Here is a 16,311-nt window from a genome sequence, read left to right as displayed (position 1 = left end):
GTAAAGGGGGTGCGTTCGTTCCGGCGAGACACGGAGTTGAGTGATGCAGGACCAGTCGATCGATGACCACTTGAACACGGGCCTGTTCGTCGACGGGCAGTGGATCCGCTCCAGCTCCGGTGAGACCCGGGACTGCATCAATCCGGCCGACGGATCGGTGGTCGCCACCGTCGACGAGGCCTCCCCGGAGGACGCGACCCGCGCAGTCGCCGCGGCCCGCGCGGCGTTCGACGAGGGAACCTGGCCCCACACACCCGTCGCCGAGCGCACGGCGTTGGTCGCGAGGATCGCCGATCTCCTCGAGCGAGACAAGGAGACCCTGGCGCGCATCGAGACGCTCGACACCGGAAAAACTCTGGAGGAGAGCAGGATCGACATAGACGACGTGGTGTCGGTGTTCCGGTACTACGCGCAACTCGCCGCGGTCGAAGCCGACAATCTGGTCGATGTCGGGCGCCCCGAGGTGATCAGCCGGGTGGTGCGTGAGCCGATCGGTGTGTGCGTGCTCATCGCACCGTGGAACTACCCGCTGCTGCAGATCTCCTGGAAGGTGGCGCCCGCGCTGGCCGCCGGGTGCACCATGGTCCTCAAACCGAGCGAGGTGACCCCGCTCAGCACCATTGCGTTCACCGCGCTGATCGCCGAAGCGGGTGCCCCCGCCGGGGTGGTGAACCTCGTGCAGGGCAGCGGCGCCGTCCTGGGCGCCGCGCTCACGGGCACCCCCGACGTCGACTTCATCTCGTTCACCGGCGGGCTGGCCACCGGACGCGTCATCCTCGAGACCGCGGCGAAGAACGTCACCAAGGTGGCGGTGGAACTCGGTGGCAAGAATCCGCACATCGTCTTCGCCGACGCCGACGGAGACGATTCGGTGGACCAGGTGCTCACCGGGGTGTTCCTGCACTCCGGGCAGGTGTGCTCGGCGGGAACCCGCCTGATCATCGAGGAGTCCATCGCCGACCGGTTCGTCGCCGCACTGGCCGCGCGGGCGGAGAAGATCCGGATGGGCAACGGTCTCGATCCCGCGAGCCGAACCGGCCCGCTGGTATCCGAGGCCCACCGGGAGAAGGTCGAACGGTACGTGGCGCTCGGCCTCTCCGAGGGCGCCCGGTTGGTGACCGGGGGCGCCCGGCCCTCCGATCCCGCGCTGGCGGACGGGAGCTACTACCTGCCCACCATCTTCGACCACTGCGACCGCACCATGCGCGTCGTGCAGGAGGAGACGTTCGGACCGATCCTCACGGTCGAGCGCTTCAGCACGGAGGAGGAGGCGCTGCGACTGGGCAACGACACCGAATACGGCCTCGCCGCCGGCGTCCGGACCGCCGACAGTGCGCGGGGCGAGCGGATGGTGCGCGGTCTGCGCCACGGAACGGTGTGGCTCAACGACTTCGGCTACTACACCGCGGCCGCCGAGTGGGGCGGCTTCAAGATGTCGGGGAACGGGCGCGAACTCGGTCCCACCGGTCTGGCGGAATACCAGGAGACGAAACATATCTGGCACAACACCTCGCCCACGGCGGCGGGGTGGTTCGACAACGGCTAGGTCGGCGCACGGAGAGGCGAGAGAACCATGGCTACTCGGCACGGAGCAGTGGGTGACGGAGGTGCGCCGGGGGACAGTGGACTCGGCGAACTGGGGTACAAACAGGAATTGGACCGCAGCCTCGGTAAATTCGCCAGTTTCGCGGCGGGGGTCAGCTACATCTCGATTCTCACCGGCACGTTCCAGTTGTTCTACTTCGGGTTCGGCACCGCGGGGCCGGCGTACCTGTGGTCCTGGCCGATGGTGTTCGTCGGGCAGATGGCCGTCGCCCTGTGTTTCATGGAGCTCGCCGCCAAGTACCCCGTCGCCGGCTCGGTCTACAACTGGGCCAAGCTGCTCGGCAGCAGGATCGTGGGATGGTCGTCGGGCTGGCTGATGCTCACCGCGTCGATCGTGACCCTCTCCGCGGTCGTGCTCGCGCTGCAACTCAACCTTCCGCGGCTGTGGAGCGGGTTCCAGATCATCGGTGACGGCAGCGGTGAATACGACTTCGCCACCAACGCCGTGATTCTCGGCACCATCATGATCGCGTTCACCACGGCCGTCAACGCGTTCGGCGTCAAGCTGATGGCCCTCATCAACAGTTCGGGTGTCTTCATCGAATTGATCGCGGCCGTGCTCATCGCCGTCATCCTCGCCGCCAACATCACTCGCGGTCCGGACGTGTTCTTCTCCACCCACGGTTACGGCGCCGGAGAGAGCGGCGGCTATCTGACCGTCTTCCTCGTGGCGTCACTCGCGTCGGGCTACGTGATGTACGGATTCGACACCGCGAGTTCGCTCGGCGAGGAGACCGTCGACCCCCGGCGGACGGCGCCCAAGGCGATCCTGCGGGCGATCCTCGCCTCGTTCGTGATCGGCGGGGCGATCCTGGTGTTCGCCGTCATGTCGGCCCCCGACCTCGAGGATCCGCTGATCGGCAGCAGCGAGGGCGGCCTGCAGTACATCGTCGAGCAGGTGATGTGGGGGCCGCTCGGCAAGATCTTCCTGGTCTGCATCGTCGTCGCGGTCACGGTGTGTTCGCTCGCGGTGCACGCCGCGGCCATCCGGCTCACGTTCGCGATGGCCCGCGACAACGCGCTGCCCTTCGGGGAGCGGCTGGCCCACGTCAACCCGAAGCATCAGACGCCCGTGGTCCCCGCCATCGTGATCGGTGTGCTCGCGGCGTTCATCCTCGTCATCAACATCGGTCAGCCGCAGATCTTCACGGTGCTGACGTCGATCGCGATCATCATGATCTACCTGGCGTACCTCATGGTCACCGGGCCGCTGCTGAAGAAACGCCTGCAGGGGCAGTGGCCGCCGAAGGAACTCGCGGAGAGCGGCTACTTCACGATGGGCCGGTGGGGGCTTCCGGTGAACATCTTCGCCGTGCTGTGGGGAGTGGGGATGGCGCTCAATCTCGCGTGGCCGCGCCCCGAGGTGTACGGCACTCCCTGGTACAACACGTGGGGTGCGTTCGTCTACATCGGCATCATTCTCGGGCTCGGTCTCCTCTGGTATGCGGTGAAGGGCCGCAACCACATCGGATGTCTCGCCTCGCACGCGGCGTCGTCGAAGGACGAGGCGGAGAGTGAACTGCCATGACGGACACCGTGTTCGACTACGTCATCGCAGGCGGGGGAACGGCCGGATGTGTGCTCGCCGCGCGGCTCAGCGAGGACCCCTCGGTGACCGTCTGCCTCGTGGAGGCCGGGCCGTCCGACGTCGGTGACCGCAACGTCCTCGAGCTGTCGCAATGGATGCATCTGCTGGACTCAGGCTACGACTGGGACTATCCGGTCGAGCCGCAGGAGAAGGGCAACAGCTTCATGCGGCACGCCCGCGCCAAGGTGCTCGGCGGATGCTCCTCCCACAATTCGTGCATCGCGTTCTGGCCACCCGCCGAGACACTCGACGACTGGGCGGCGGCGGGCGCCACCGGCTGGGGCGCGAAGGACGTCCTGCCGCTCGTGGCGCGGGTGGAGAACAACGACGCCCCCGGCGAGCAGCACGGCCGCAGCGGTCCGGTGCGGTTGCGTGACGTCCCGCCGAACGACCCGTGCGGCGTGGCCCTGCTCGAGGCCGCGGCGAAGGTCGGGTTGCCCACCGTGCAGTTCAACCGGGGCACGACGGTGCTCGACGGGGCGGGGTGGTTCCAGATCAACGCGTCCGAGGACGGCACGCGCATGTCGACGTCGCACGCCTACCTGCATCCGATTCTCGGGTCCCGCCCCAACCTCGACGTGCGCACCGACTGCCGGGTCAGCGAGATCGTCATCGACGACGCGCTGGCGGCGACCGGCGTGCGGTACCAGCGCCCCGATCTCATCGGATACGACACCGTGTCCGCGCGCCGCGAGGTGATCGTCACCGCCGGGGCCATCGACACACCGAAACTTTTGATGCTCTCGGGTATCGGGCCGACGGTGCACCTGCGCGAGATGGGTGTGCGGGTTCGGGTCGACGCCCCCGGGGTCGGGCAGAACCTCGACGATCACGTCGAGGGGCTGGTGTTCTGGGAGGCGTCCCGGCCGATGGTCGAGACGTCCACCCAGTGGTGGGAGATCGGTCTGTTCGCCGCCACCGAGGAGGGGTTGAACCATCCGGACCTGATGATGCACTACGGCAGCGTGCCGTTCGACATGAACACACTCCGGTGGGGATACCCGACCACGGACAACGGCTTCTGTCTCACCCCGAACGTCACGCAGGGACTCTCTCGCGGAACGGTGCGGCTGCGGTCCCGTGACTTCCGGGATCGTCCGCGAGTGGATCCCCGGTATTTCACCGACCCCGACGGCCACGACGAGGCGGTGATGCTCGCCGGAATCCGGCTGGCACGTCGCATCGCCGAGCAGGAACCTCTCCGCGGCTGGATCACGAGGGAACTGGCTCCCGGGCCGGAGGCGGTCACCGACGACGAACTGATCGACTACGCGCACCGGACGCACAACACGGTGTACCACCCCGCCGGGACCGCCAGGATGGGTGCGGCCACCGACCCGATGGCCGTCCTCGATCCGGAACTGCGGGTGAAGGGCGTCCGCGATCTGCGGGTGGTCGACGCGTCCGCGATGCCGAAACTGCCCTACGTCAATCCCAATATCACGGTCATGACGATGGCCGAGAAGTGCGCCGATCTGATCCGCGGAATCTGACCCGACGAGGTGCCGGAGGCCCTGCGTGAACCGCTGGGTACTTTGAAGTCCTACTATCTCTCCATACTGGTAGCGAGACGGAAGGACACGTCATGAATTCTCCTGAACCGATCGTGGTAGTCGACGGCGCGAGGACCCCGATCGGCAGCTTCGGTGGTGCGTTCAAGGACGTGCCCGCCCACGAACTGGGTGCCACCGCCGCGAAGGCCGCGCTGGACCGTGCCGGGGTGCCGGGTGAGGACATCGACGAGGTGGTGATGGGCTGCATCGGTCAGGTCGGACCGGACGCCTACAACGCCCGCCGCGTCGCCCTCGCCGCCGGACTTCCCGAGAAGACCCCCGCGTACACCGTCAACCGGCTGTGCGGGTCCGGTCTGCAGGCGGTGTGGTCGGCGGCGCAGCAGATGCGCTGGGGTGGGGTGGACTTCGCCCTCGCCGGCGGCGACGAAAGCATGTCGCGGATGCCGTTCTACGACTTCTCCGCCCGCTCCGGCTACAAACTCGGCGACCGCACGCTCGTCGACGGCACGGTCGCGATTCTGACCGACCCGTTCGGTGGCGTGCACATGGGCCGCACCGCCGAGGCCGTCGCCCGCAAGTACGACGTCAGCCGGCAGCAGCAGGACGAGTTCGCCGTCGAATCCCAGCGCCGTGCCGCCTCCGAGGCCGCGAAGGCCGCGTTCGCCGAGGAGATCACCCCGGTCGAGATCGGGGGCCGCCGCCCGAAGACGATCGACGTCGACGAGCACCCCAAGCCCGACACCACCCTCGAGACCCTGGCGAAGCTGCGGCCGGCGTTCGAGGAAGGCGGCTCGGTGACCGCGGGCAACGCGTCCGGTATCAACGACGGCGCCGCGGCCCTGGTGCTGGCGACGCAGTCCGCCGCGCAGGAGAAGGGCCTGACCGGGCTGGTCACGTTGGAAGCCGTCGCGACCGCGGCGATGGACCCGGGCCTGATGGGATACGCCCCGGTGCTGGCGCTGGCGAACCTGTTCGAGCAGACCGGCACCACCCCCGGCGACATCGACGTGATCGAGCTGAACGAGGCGTTCGCGTCGCAGGCGGTCGCGGTGATCCGGGACGCGAAGCTGAACCCGGAGAAGACCAACCCGTACGGCGGTGCGATCGCGCTGGGTCACCCGGTCGGGGCGACCGGCGCGATCCTGAGCCTGCGCCTCGCGAAGGACCTCGTGCGCCGCGACCTCGAACTCGGCATCGTCACCATGTGCATCGGCGGCGGCCAGGCCCTCGCGGCACTCTTCCGGCGCGTCTAGAAACAGGGCAGGCGATGAAGAAGCACATCCCGTCGTGGCACGACGACGAGGTGAAGGCCCTGTCCGAGCTCGCGGTCGGGTTCTTCGAACGTGAGGTGGTCGCGCACAACGAGAAGTGGGACGCCCAGCACCGCATCGACCGTGCGGTGTGGCTCGCGGCCGGCAAGCTGGGGTTGCTGTGCTGCTCGATCCCGGAGGAGTACGGCGGCGGTGGGGGCACGTTCGCGCACGATCTCGCCGTGTTCGAGGCCCAGGGCTATGCCGGCGACCTCGCGCTCGGCATCTCGGTGCATTCGGGCATCGTCGCGCACTACCTCCTCGCGTACGGCACCGAGGAGCAGAAGAAGACCTGGCTGCCGGCGATGGCGACCGGGGAGATTCTCGGCGCCATCGGCATGACCGAGCCCGGCGCCGGCTCGGATCTCAAGGCGATCAAGACCACCGCCATCCGGGACGGTGACGAGTACATCGTCAACGGGTCGAAGACGTTCATCACCAACGGTGCGTCGGCCGACATGATCGTGCTGGCGGTCAAGACCGACCCGAAGGCCGGTGCCAAGGGGGTGGCGCTGCTGATCGTCGATCTGCGGGACTGCCCGGGGTTCGCTGTCGGGCGGGTGCTGGACAAGGTCGGTCAGCACGGGGCCGACACGTCGGAGTTGTCGTTCACCGATGTGCGGGTGCCGGTGTCGAATCTGCTCGGCGAGGAGGGGCAGGGTTTCGGGCAGCTGATGGCGCAGTTGGTGCAGGAGCGGTTGATCATCGGCGCGCAGGCGTCCGGTGCGATGACGCGTGCGGTGGAGGACACCGTTGCGTACACGAAGTCGCGGCAGGCGTTCGGGCACAGTCTGTTCGAGTTCCAGAACACGGCGTTCGAGCTGGCCGAGTGCCAGACCATCGCCCGCACCTGTGCGGTGTTCCTGGACCACTGCATCGAGGCGCACCTGCGTGGGGAACTGGACCCGTCCGAGGCGGCGATGGTCAAGTACTGGCTCACCGAGCAGCAGTGCGCGGTGATCGACCGGTGCGTGCAGTTGCACGGCGGTTACGGGTACATGCGCGAGTACCTGATCGCCCGGATGTACGAGGACGCCCGCGTCCAGAAGATCTACGCGGGCGCCAACGAGGTGATGAAGGGAATCATCGCGAGATCGCTGTAGCCGACGCCGGCTCACACGACACGTCGTACGCCGCCTCGTCGAACCGGCCGAGTCGCTGCCGCATGCGGTCGGTCGACCACGGCCAGTTGAAGCTGTTGCGGCCGTTGGCGTCGAGGAAGTAGCTCTGGCAGCCACCGGCGTTGTACACGGTGGTGGCCAGGGCTTCCTGGACCTGGGCGTTGAACGCGTCCTGCACTTCCCGGCGCGGTTCCATCCTGGTCCACCCGTTGCTCCGGGCACTGGTGACGGCCTGGATCAGGTAGTCGAGTTGCGCCTCGAGGATCATGAACGCCGACGTGTGGCCGGTGCCCAGCGCGGGCCCGAGGAGGACGAAGGCGTTGGGAAAACCCGCGACGGTGGTGCCGAGGTAGGCCTGCGGGCTGCCGTTCCAGTGATCGTCGAGGCTGCGATCGTCGCCGTCGAACACCGTGGCACCGATCGGCATGTCGAGAATGTGGAAGCCGGTGCCGAAGATGATGGCGTCCACTTCCCGTTCTGCGCCGTCGCTGCCGATGACGACGTTTCCGCGCACCGACTCCACGGCGTTGGCATGCACCTCGACATTCGGGCGGGTGAGTGCGGGGTAGTAGGTGTTGGACAGCAGCAGTCGCTTGCACCCGAGCGTGTAGTCGGGGGTCAACGCCGTGCGCAGCTTCGGATCCCGCACCTGCGCGCGGAGTTGTGCCTTGCCGACCTGCTGGATCACCCGCAGGATCCACGGGTGCCGGAAACCGAGTCCGAGCGATTCCATGATCGCGTACTCGACGCGTCGCAGCGCGCGGATCGCACCCGGTACCCGGCGCAGGATCGCGCGCTCGACGCCGGGCAGGGTGTGATCCGGTTTCGGTAGCACCCACTGCGCGGTGCGCTGGTAGAGATGCAGCATTTCGACCTGCGGCTGGATCGCCGGGACGAATTGCACTGCGGACGCACCGGTTCCGACGACGGCCACGCGTTTGCCGGTGAGGTCGTAGGTGTGATTCCAGCGGGAGGAATGGAACACCTCGCCGGTGAAGGTGTCGAGGCCGGGGATGGTGGGAACGAGCGGTTCGTTCCACGGTCCGGCGGCGGCGATGACGGCGTTCGCGGTGAACGTGCCCGCGGACGTGTCCACCGTCCACCGCCTGCTCTGTTCGCTCCACTGGGCACGCTGCATCTCGGTGCCGAACTTCACGTGTGCGGGCACCCCGTGTTCGGCGGCGGTGCGCTCGATGTACCCGCGGATCTCCTCCTGTCCGGCGAACAACCGCGACCACTCCCGGTTGGGTGCGAACGAGTAGGAGTACAGGGCCGAGGGGACGTCGCACGCGCAGCCCGGGTAGGTGTTGTCGCGCCAGGTCCCACCCAGCGCGTCCCCCTTCTCGAGGATGGCGAAGTTGTCGATTCCGCTCTGCTTCAGACGAATTGCGGCTCCGATGCCGGAGATCCCGGCCCCGACGATCAGAATGTCGTAATGCTTCATGCGCGTACTCCGTTCGCGAGCTGAGTGCGGGTGGTGACGAGGGAATGTTCGAGTGTGGCGAGCCGACGCCGGCCGTCCATGAAGTTCGGACCCATGACGGCGAGGTCCTCGGCGGTCGCGTCGAGGCGTATCACCCCGGTGCCGGCCGCCTCCAGCTTCGCGATCTCGGCGTCCAGCCCGGAACTCATCCAGTTCCGCAGCATCAGGCGTTCGATCCGGGCCGCCCCGCGGCCGGCGATGCGGCCCGTCGACGCCATCGGTGCCAGCACGACCACCTCATCGAGTTCGAGGGGCAGCACCAGGTCGGCGGATGCCGTGGACGCCGCGCCGCCGTCGACGAACCGGCGGCCGTCGACGGGGACCGGCGGATACCAGCCGGGAATCGCCCACGACGCCCGCAGCGCCTCGGACAGGGTGGCGGTCGGTGCACCGGGTGAGCCGAACGCGACGCGCTCTCCCGTGTCGTAGTCCATGCTCACCAGCCACGTCGCCGGGTGGCGCACCCAGCCGGAGTTGCAGACGAACCGCTGTGCGAGCCGGTCGAGCCAGGCGGCATCGCCGCGACCGTGGGGGAGGAGCCCGCTCGCGGCGGTCACGGGTGGCAGCCCGCGGCGCAACAGCCCTGGCGAACCGAGGCCCGGCCCGGGGAGCGGCGGGAACCGTCCCGGTGCGGCGGCGAGATGTCCGTCGAGCGCCGGATGGGTGGGCCCACCGAGCTGCATCGCAAGCAGTTCGTCGACGCCCGCCCCGCCACCCAGCATGGTGACGAGTTCGGCGCCGGCGGACGTGCCCACGAGGACGTCGGCGTCGCGTGGGTCCCAGGCCAGCGCGTCGCTCACGGCGACCAGGGCCGCCACCGTCCAGGCCGCGCCGAGCGTGCCGCCGCAACCGATCACCAGTCCGCGGCTGTGTTGTGTGTCACTCGAAGTCATATCTAGAAGCTAGCAGAAACCAGATACCGGCGGTATATGAAAATTGGAATATTCTCGCAGGGGCTTCGAAGAAAGGGTGAGCATGGCGCGATTGACCAGGTCGGAGAGTCAGGCGCGCACGCGGACGCATCTCGTCGCGACTGCACGCGACCTCTTCCTGGCCGACGGGTACGCGGCCACGTCGCTCGAGAAGGTGGCCGACGAGGCCGGCTATTCCAAGGGGGCGGTGTACTCCAACTTCAAGAACAAGAAGGAACTGTGCCTCGAGGTGCTCGGGCTCATCCACGCCACCAAGGGGCAGGAGATCGCCGAGGCGCTCGGCGGTGGCGACACGATGGAGGAGCGACTCGAGGCGTTCCAGTCCTGGGCGGAGAAGACGCTCGGCGACGTCGGATGGACCATGCTCGAGTTCGAGCTGATCGTGTTGTCCCGCCACGATCCCGAACTCCGCGACGCACTCACAGCCACTCTCGGGGTCGCGCGGGAGATCACGGTGACACTGCTGAAGTCGTTCACCGACTCACTCGGGGTCGTCCTGCCGGTGCCCGCGGAGGATGCGGCCGGCAGCATCCTCAGTCTCGGTGTCGGACTGGGTATTCAGCGCGCCATCGATCCGACCATTTCCGCTCGGGTGGTCACCGACAACTTGCGGGTGCTGCTTTCGGTGTCGCAGGAGGCTCCGACTCCGGGGTCCGTGCCGGGGTGAAATTGGCGCGAGGAGCCGATCCGAGTGGCGGCGCGCGCGTACGGTGAATTCATGAAGCGGTGGAACGTCCTGGCAATTCCGGCTGCCGCCGCGGCTGCGATCGCGTCGTACGACCTTGTTCAGCGACGCCACGCGCTGCTCCGGAATTTTCCCGTGGTCGGGCACGGACGCTATCTGCTCGAGTCGCTCGGCCCGGAACTCCGGCAGTACATTACGACCGGCAACGACGAGGAACGTCCCTTCACCCGGGACCAGCGTCGCTGGGTGTACGCGTCGTCGAAGCGGGTGACCGACACGTTCGGGTTCGGTACGGACAACGACATCGAGTTCACCGACGGCTACACCATCATCAAGCACCGGACGTTCTCGGAGATTCCTCCCTCGGCGATGCCGCATGCCGACGAACATCTCGCGATTCCGTCGGCGAAGGTGCTCGGTGCCGCCCGCGGCCGGACGCATGCCTTCCGCCCGCGCTCCATCGTGAACATCTCGGGGATGAGTTTCGGGGCGCTGTCGTCGGCGGCCGTGGTCGCTCTCAACCGTGGTGCCGCTGCCACCGATTGCCTGCACAACACCGGCGAGGGTGGAATCTCCCGATACCACCGGAACGGCGCAGACCTGATCTTCCAGATCGGGACCGCGTATTTCGGCTGCCGCGACGAGGACGGCCGGTTCGACCTGGCGCGGCTCCGGGCGCTGGTCGAGTCGGCGCCGGTGCGGGCCATCGAGATCAAACTCAGCCAGGGCGCGAAACCGGGCCTCGGGGGTCTCCTGCCCGGGGCGAAGGTGACACCGGAGATCGCCGAGATCAGAGGCGTACCGGAGGGCCGTGACTGCATCAGCCCGTCCCGGCACACGGCCTTCCGTGACGTCGACAGCATGCTCGACTGGGTGGAGCTCCTCGCCGCCGAGACGGGGCTGCCGGTCGGGATCAAGTCCGCGGTCGGCGACCCGACGTTCTGGGACCTGCTGGTCGACGCGATGAGCAACTCCGGGCGGGGTGTCGACTTCGTGACCATCGACGGGGGTGAGGGCGGTACCGGCGCGGCACCGCTGGTGTTCACCGACGCGGTCTCGCTGCCGTTCCGTAGCGGCTTCGCGCGCGTGTACGCCAAGTTCGCGGAAGCCGGTCTGACCGACGGCATCACGTTCATAGGCTCGGGCAAGCTGGGCCTGCCCGACAATGCCGTGGCGGCGATGTCGCTCGGATGCGACCTGATCAATGTGGCGCGTGAGCCGATGCTCGCGGTCGGGTGCATCCAGGCGCAGAAGTGCCACACCGATCGGTGCCCGACGGGTGTTGCGACGCAAAACCCCTGGCTCGCACACGGACTCGACGCCGGCATCAAATCGGTCCGGGCCGCGAACTACCTGCGGGCGTTGCGCCGGGACGTATTCAAGGTGGCCGAGGCGTGTGGTGTCGCGCACCCGGGCCTGATCACCGCGTCGGACGTCGAGGTCGCGGACGGCAACCGGCATTCGATCACGCTCGCCGACCTCTACGGTTACCGGACCGGCTGGGGGCTGCCCGGTGACGCCGACCGTGCCGAGATCACCCGCCTGATGAGCGAGGCCGCCGCCGTTCCCGCGGGCGAGACCGGGTCGCCAGGAGCGAAGACGGCGCCCTGAGGGCGTGTCCGTCCCGACTACAGCCAGTCGCGTCGGCGGAACAGGATGTAGAGCAGGGTGGCCGACGTCACGATCACGATGGTGCTGGCGATCATTCCCGACAGCTGCCCGACTCCGGGGAACAAGACGTTCTGACCGAACCACCCGGTCACCGCGGTGGGAACCGCGATGATGGCCGCCCAACCGGTGAGCTTCTTCATGACGGTGTTGAGCCGGGCATCCTGGAGCGACAGATTCGTCTCGAAGACGGTCACCACCATGTCGCGCAACGACTCCGTCCACTCCGCGGCGCGCGTCACGTGGTCGTAGAGATCGGTGTACAAGCTGTCGAGAACCGGCGACTTGTCGCGTCCTGATTCGGCGCGCCCGCGCATGACGGCGCCCACCACCTCACGCATCGGCAGCACGACGCGACGCAGTTGCACCAGTTCCTTCCGCAGCCGGTACGTGCGCTGCTGAATCTCCCGGGTCCGCGCGGACTCGTCGAACAGGCCCTCCTCGAGCGCTTCGATCGCGTCGTCGATCGTCTCGATCGTCTCGAACTGCCCGTCCACGATGGCGTCGAGCAGTCCGTGCAGGAGCGCGAGTGCGCCGGAACCCGGTGTGAGCAGTGCGGGGTCCTCCTCCCAGCGCTCCACCACCTGCGACATGTCGAATCGATCGTCCCGCCGCACCGTGATGATCCCGTTCGGCACCACGAACGCGGAGACGCGGCTGAGCCGAAGCCGGGAATCGAGGACGCCGAGAGTGCTGACGTCGTCGGTCTCGAACCAGGTGGCGTACGCGGTCACGAACGCATGGCCCGCATAGCGCGTCGCCTTCGGCCGCTCACCGCGGGCGACGGCATCCTCGATGGCGTTCGGATCGAGCGACCACTCGGCCGCCAGTTCGGTCAGGCACTCGTGGTCGGGGTCGCACAGGTCGACCCACACGAGCGCATTCTCGTCCTTCACCTGTTCGGACACGTCGGCAAGCGGAAAATCCTTGCCGACGCACTCGCCATCGCGCCACACACGGGTCTGCACCAGGTTGAGGGTCACGCTCCCAGTCTGCCGAACCATTCCGGCAGGGAAGCGGTTATGACGCGCGATCGGACGAATACCCCCACAGCCAGTCGGTGTACTTGTAGCTCGACGTGTCGCGGGTGCGGAACAGTTCGTTGCGCGCGATGCGGGCGGTGCCCTCGAGGTGCCACAGCTCGCCCCACATGCGTCCGGTGGTGAGGATGCGGTTGCAGCGCGGTGCGCGTTCGGTGTTGACCTCCTTCAGGATCTGCGGCCACGCGGAGTTTCCGCCTGCGGAGAAGTCTTCGGCGGCATAGTCGGCGAGGCACTTGGCGTCCTCGATCGCCATCACGGCTCCCGAGGCCAGGTACTGCAGTGGCGGGTGTGCTGCGTCGCCGAGCAGGATCATCCGCCCGTCCACCCAGTTCTCGATCGGCTCGCGGTCGTACATCGGCCACCACCGGTCCTTCCACAGGTAGTCGATCCCGCGGCGGACGTTCTCGTGGCAGTGCGCGTAGGCCTGTTCGAGCTCCTCGGGTCCACCCCAGTTCTCGATTCCGTTCTTGAAACCGGGCGATTCGAACACCGCGACCTGGTTGAGCATTTCGCCGCCGCGCAGCGGGTACTGGATGAAGTGGCACCGCGGTCCGATGTAGCCGACCACATCCTCGATGTCCTCGTCGAGTGCGACGTCCTGGTACGGGGTGGTGCCCCGGTAGGCGGCGTAGCCGGAGGACACGGGTTCGTCGTCCGAGATCTTCCCCCGCAGCCGGGATTTGAGGCCGTCCATGCCGAGCGCGATGTCCGCTTCGTGCCTGCAGCCGTCGTCGGTGCCGACGGTCACCTTGTCACCGTCGGTGATCACGTCGGTGACGGTGACGCCCGTGTGCAGTTCGGCGCCCGCAGCCCGCGCGGCGTCGACGAGGGTCGCGTGCAGGTCACTGCGGTGGGTGACGAAGTACGGTCCGCCGTAGCGGGCGCGGAACTCGGCGCCGAGGTCGATCGTGGTGAGCACCTCCGCGGTGATCGCGTCGCGGAACACGATGTTCTTCGGCAGGAAGGCCCGGGAGAGAACGTCGTCGAGCACGCCCCAGGAGTCGAGGATGCGGGCGCCGTGCGGTCCGACCTGCAGTCCGGCGCCGACCTCACCGAACTCGGAGGCACGTTCGAACAACGTGACGTTCGCGCCCTTCCGGGCGAGAGCCAGGGCGTTGGCCGCGCCACCGATCCCGCCTCCGGCGATGATGATGCGTGTGTCCTGCAGATTCGACATGACAGTTCCTTCGTTTCGAGCGTTCGGGGCATGTGAGTGGCAATGCGTGCCGGGGCACGCGGTGGCACTCACCTGGGGGAGGGGAAGCGGCGCCAGATCACGGTGAGCAGCAGTGCGGCGACGAGCGCGCTGACGCCGAAGAGGATGAAGTTGGAATCCGCGCCGAGTCCGGCGGCCAGGAGCAAGCCACCGATCTGCGGTGCGGCGACGGCACCGATTCGGCCGACACCCAGCGCCCAGCCGAGGGCGGTGCCCCGGAGGTAGTCGGGGTAGTAGGACGCGACCGCCGCGATGATGAGGCACTGGGTTCCGTGTGTCCCGACGCCGGCGAGCACGAAGATGACGTAGATCAGCGCCACCGGTGGGCCGGTGAGCAACGTCAGCAACGCGAGACCCGCGAGGAGTGCGGCGACGATGCTCGTGGGGATCGTGCCGAACCGGACGCCGCCCCACGCGGTGACGAACGAGCCCGCCACGGCGCCGAGGTTGAGTGCGAGGGCGAACGTGAGCGCGCTGCCGAGATCGGTTCCCTCGCCCTGCATGAGTTTGGGCAGCCACGTGCCGAGGCCGTACCAGGCGAGCAGGGTGACCATGGTGGCGAGCGCGAACATGATGCTGACAGACCGGCACCGGGTACCGAGCAGTGCGCTGAAGCCGGTTGCCGGCCGCACCTCCGTCGACGTCACCGCGGCGGTGTGATCGGGCAGCGTCTTCCACGCGATCGGCACCAGCAGGATCAGCGGGACGAGCGCGAAGACGAACATCGGCTGCCAACCCCAGTTCGGGATGACGGGGATGCCGATCAGTGCCGCGATCGAACCGCCGATGGGAACACCGGACATCATCATCGTGGCCACCGCGGCGCGCCACTTCGCGGGGATCAGCTCTGCGGCAAGTGCATTGGAGGTCGGCACGAGGCCGCCCAAGCCGAGTCCGGCGATCAGACGCAATGCGCCGAACATGACCGGTCCGGTCGCCAGCGCACACAGCGCGGTGAACACGGACAGGACGATCGCGCATCCGATTACCGCGCGTTTGCGTCCCACCACGTCGGAGAGGCGTCCCGCGAGCACGGCGCCGATCATCATCCCGAGGAATGCGAGGCTGCCGAGCGTGCCCGCGGTCGCGGCGCTGATGCCCCATTCCTTCTGCAGGCTCGGGATGACGTTGCCGTAGACGATGAGGTCGTAGCCGTCGAAGACTACGAACAGCCAGCAGACGACGACGGCGATCATGGCGGTGCGGTCCAGTCCGACGCGGTTCACCGGTGGCGCCGCGGTGGTGGCAGTGAGGGGCATGAATCGAGGGTGATGCGGCGCACAGCGCACGTGCAATAAAGTTCTGCTGTGCAGAAGAAGCGAACGATCGAAAAGCCGACGTACATGTTGGAGTCCGTCGACAACGCGTTGCGCCTGCTGCAGATGCTGCGCGACGTCGGCGGGCTGCGGCTCAAGGACGCTGCGGAGGAACTCGGCATCGCGCCGTCCACCGCGCACCGTCTGCTGGCGATGCTGGTGTACCGGGGGTTCGCCGTTCAGGACGAGAGACGCATGTACCACCCCGGGTCGGCGATGGGCGCCGGCCCGGCCCGCCGCGGGTGGACGCGCGAATTCACCGACCTCTGCAGGCCGCACATGGAAGCGCTGGCCATCCTGTGCGGCGAGACCGTCAACCTCGTGATCCGCGTCGGCACCCAGGCGCGCTTCCTGTCGTCCGCCGAGTCGACCGGGATGTTGCGCGTCGGCGACCGTCAGGGGCAGGTGCTCGACGCGGAATTGACTGCGGGCGGGCGCATTCTGCTGGCAGAACTGCCGGGGGAGACCCTCGAACAGTTGTACCTGCGGCCCGCGAATCTGGCCGACGACGAACGCGAGTGGGGCGACCGCCGTCTGTCACCCGACGACTTCGAGCGGTTCCGGCGCGAACTGTCCGCCGCCCGCGCCGTCGGATTCGCCGTCAACGTGCAGCAGACCGAGGAAGGGGTCGCGGCGTTCGGTGTCGCGATCCGGAACCGGGCCCGCACGGCCGTCGGGGCGCTGACGGTGGCCGTGCCGATCACCCGCTTCCGGCAGCACTCACAGGGACCGCTGGTGTCGCAGATCAAGAACGCGATCCGCGAGCTCGAGGTGGACATCGCCGACCTCGAACCCTGACAGCAATTCTGCACAGAAGAATTCTGTATCGG

Annotated in this window: 13 protein-coding genes; 8 read left to right on the top strand and 5 right to left on the bottom strand. The window is 67.8% G+C overall.

All coding sequences use genetic code 11. The annotated features are described in order from the left end of the window. The first annotated feature begins 43 nt into the window (after positions 1 to 43). The 5 genes from G9373_RS14295 (at position 44) to G9373_RS14275 (ending at position 7,120) form a co-directional block, all read left to right on the top strand. Positions 44 to 1,546: an aldehyde dehydrogenase family protein gene (locus G9373_RS14295; protein WP_005565281.1), complete on the top strand. Its 1,503-nt coding sequence runs from the start codon at positions 44 to 46 to the stop codon at positions 1,544 to 1,546. Positions 1,547 to 1,573: 27 nt separating this feature from the next. Beyond that, on the top strand, positions 1,574 to 3,133 hold the full coding sequence (locus G9373_RS14290) for an amino acid permease (protein ID WP_052023959.1): 1,560 nt from the start codon (positions 1,574 to 1,576) through the stop codon (positions 3,131 to 3,133). After that, positions 3,130 to 4,686: a GMC oxidoreductase gene (locus G9373_RS14285; RefSeq protein WP_133984924.1), complete on the top strand. Its 1,557-nt coding sequence runs from the start codon at positions 3,130 to 3,132 to the stop codon at positions 4,684 to 4,686. Before G9373_RS14290 ends, G9373_RS14285 begins: the two co-directional genes overlap by 4 nt. 92 nt (positions 4,687 to 4,778) lie before the next feature. Then, positions 4,779 to 5,960 (top strand): thiolase family protein, encoded by a 1,182-nt coding sequence (locus tag G9373_RS14280; protein WP_005560545.1) that lies wholly within the window; start codon positions 4,779 to 4,781, stop codon positions 5,958 to 5,960. A 14-nt stretch (positions 5,961 to 5,974) separates the two neighbouring features. Next, positions 5,975 to 7,120, top strand: a complete 1,146-nt coding sequence (locus tag G9373_RS14275) for an acyl-CoA dehydrogenase family protein (RefSeq protein WP_005560546.1) — start codon at positions 5,975 to 5,977, stop codon at positions 7,118 to 7,120. Here G9373_RS14275 and G9373_RS14270 read toward each other — a convergent pair. Further along, a complete protein-coding gene (locus G9373_RS14270; protein WP_133984922.1) occupies positions 7,101 to 8,582 on the bottom strand; it encodes an NAD(P)/FAD-dependent oxidoreductase in 1,482 nt (493 codons plus the stop codon). The genes G9373_RS14275 and G9373_RS14270 overlap by 20 nt on opposite strands. Continuing rightward, positions 8,579 to 9,514: a patatin-like phospholipase family protein gene (locus G9373_RS14265; RefSeq protein WP_133984920.1), complete on the bottom strand. Its 936-nt coding sequence runs from the start codon at positions 9,512 to 9,514 to the stop codon at positions 8,579 to 8,581. The genes G9373_RS14270 and G9373_RS14265 overlap by 4 nt, the downstream gene beginning before the upstream one ends. An 82-nt stretch (positions 9,515 to 9,596) precedes the next feature. Between G9373_RS14265 and G9373_RS14260 the strand changes: the two genes are divergently transcribed. Beyond that, positions 9,597 to 10,220 carry a TetR/AcrR family transcriptional regulator gene (locus G9373_RS14260; RefSeq protein ID WP_133984918.1) on the top strand — a complete coding sequence of 208 codons (624 nt, stop codon included), beginning with the start codon at positions 9,597 to 9,599 and terminating at the stop codon, positions 10,218 to 10,220. Positions 10,221 to 10,271: 51 nt separating this feature from the next. Further along, positions 10,272 to 11,849 (top strand): FMN-binding glutamate synthase family protein, encoded by a 1,578-nt coding sequence (locus tag G9373_RS14255; protein ID WP_206032162.1) that lies wholly within the window; start codon positions 10,272 to 10,274, stop codon positions 11,847 to 11,849. A 17-nt stretch (positions 11,850 to 11,866) separates the two neighbouring features. On the opposite strand, the gene G9373_RS14250 is transcribed toward G9373_RS14255, so the two are convergent. The 3 genes from G9373_RS14250 to G9373_RS14240 form a co-directional block, all read right to left on the bottom strand. Further along, on the bottom strand, positions 11,867 to 12,889 hold the full coding sequence (locus G9373_RS14250) for a magnesium transporter CorA family protein (RefSeq protein WP_005560552.1): 1,023 nt from the start codon (positions 12,887 to 12,889) through the stop codon (positions 11,867 to 11,869). Positions 12,890 to 12,926: 37 nt separating this feature from the next. Continuing rightward, complete coding sequence (locus G9373_RS14245; RefSeq protein ID WP_133984914.1) at positions 12,927 to 14,126, bottom strand: FAD-dependent monooxygenase; 1,200 nt, start codon at positions 14,124 to 14,126, stop codon at positions 12,927 to 12,929. Between the two features lie 68 nt (positions 14,127 to 14,194). Beyond that, a complete protein-coding gene (locus G9373_RS14240; protein ID WP_133984912.1) occupies positions 14,195 to 15,424 on the bottom strand; it encodes an aromatic acid/H+ symport family MFS transporter in 1,230 nt (409 codons plus the stop codon). Positions 15,425 to 15,472: 48 nt separating this feature from the next. Here G9373_RS14240 and G9373_RS14235 point away from each other — a divergent pair, with 48 nt between their 5' ends. Further along, positions 15,473 to 16,279, top strand: a complete 807-nt coding sequence (locus G9373_RS14235; RefSeq protein ID WP_054248014.1) for an IclR family transcriptional regulator — start codon at positions 15,473 to 15,475, stop codon at positions 16,277 to 16,279. Positions 16,280 to 16,311 lie beyond the last annotated feature (32 nt).

Origin of the sequence: Rhodococcus sp. A14 (assembly GCF_011603105.1) — a bacterium.
GTDB classification, from domain to species: Bacteria; Actinomycetota; Actinomycetes; order Mycobacteriales; family Mycobacteriaceae; genus Rhodococcus_F; species Rhodococcus_F opacus.
The sequence above is the reverse complement of the archived record's forward strand: the minus strand, read 5'-3'. Positions and strand labels throughout refer to the sequence as shown.

Coding starts and splice junctions, on each gene's coding strand:
- G9373_RS14260 (WP_133984918.1), top strand. CDS start 9,597: ATGGCGCGATTGACCAGGTCGGAGAGTCAGGCGCGCACGCGGACGCAT.
- G9373_RS14265 (WP_133984920.1), bottom strand. CDS start 9,514: ATGACTTCGAGTGACACACAACACAGCCGCGGACTGGTGATCGGTTGC.
- G9373_RS14290 (WP_052023959.1), top strand. CDS start 1,574: ATGGCTACTCGGCACGGAGCAGTGGGTGACGGAGGTGCGCCGGGGGAC.
- G9373_RS14240 (WP_133984912.1), bottom strand. CDS start 15,424: ATGCCCCTCACTGCCACCACCGCGGCGCCACCGGTGAACCGCGTCGGA.
- G9373_RS14270 (WP_133984922.1), bottom strand. CDS start 8,582: ATGAAGCATTACGACATTCTGATCGTCGGGGCCGGGATCTCCGGCATC.
- G9373_RS14275 (WP_005560546.1), top strand. CDS start 5,975: ATGAAGAAGCACATCCCGTCGTGGCACGACGACGAGGTGAAGGCCCTG.
- G9373_RS14280 (WP_005560545.1), top strand. CDS start 4,779: ATGAATTCTCCTGAACCGATCGTGGTAGTCGACGGCGCGAGGACCCCG.
- G9373_RS14245 (WP_133984914.1), bottom strand. CDS start 14,126: ATGTCGAATCTGCAGGACACACGCATCATCATCGCCGGAGGCGGGATC.
- G9373_RS14285 (WP_133984924.1), top strand. CDS start 3,130: ATGACGGACACCGTGTTCGACTACGTCATCGCAGGCGGGGGAACGGCC.
- G9373_RS14255 (WP_206032162.1), top strand. CDS start 10,272: ATGAAGCGGTGGAACGTCCTGGCAATTCCGGCTGCCGCCGCGGCTGCG.
- G9373_RS14295 (WP_005565281.1), top strand. CDS start 44: ATGCAGGACCAGTCGATCGATGACCACTTGAACACGGGCCTGTTCGTC.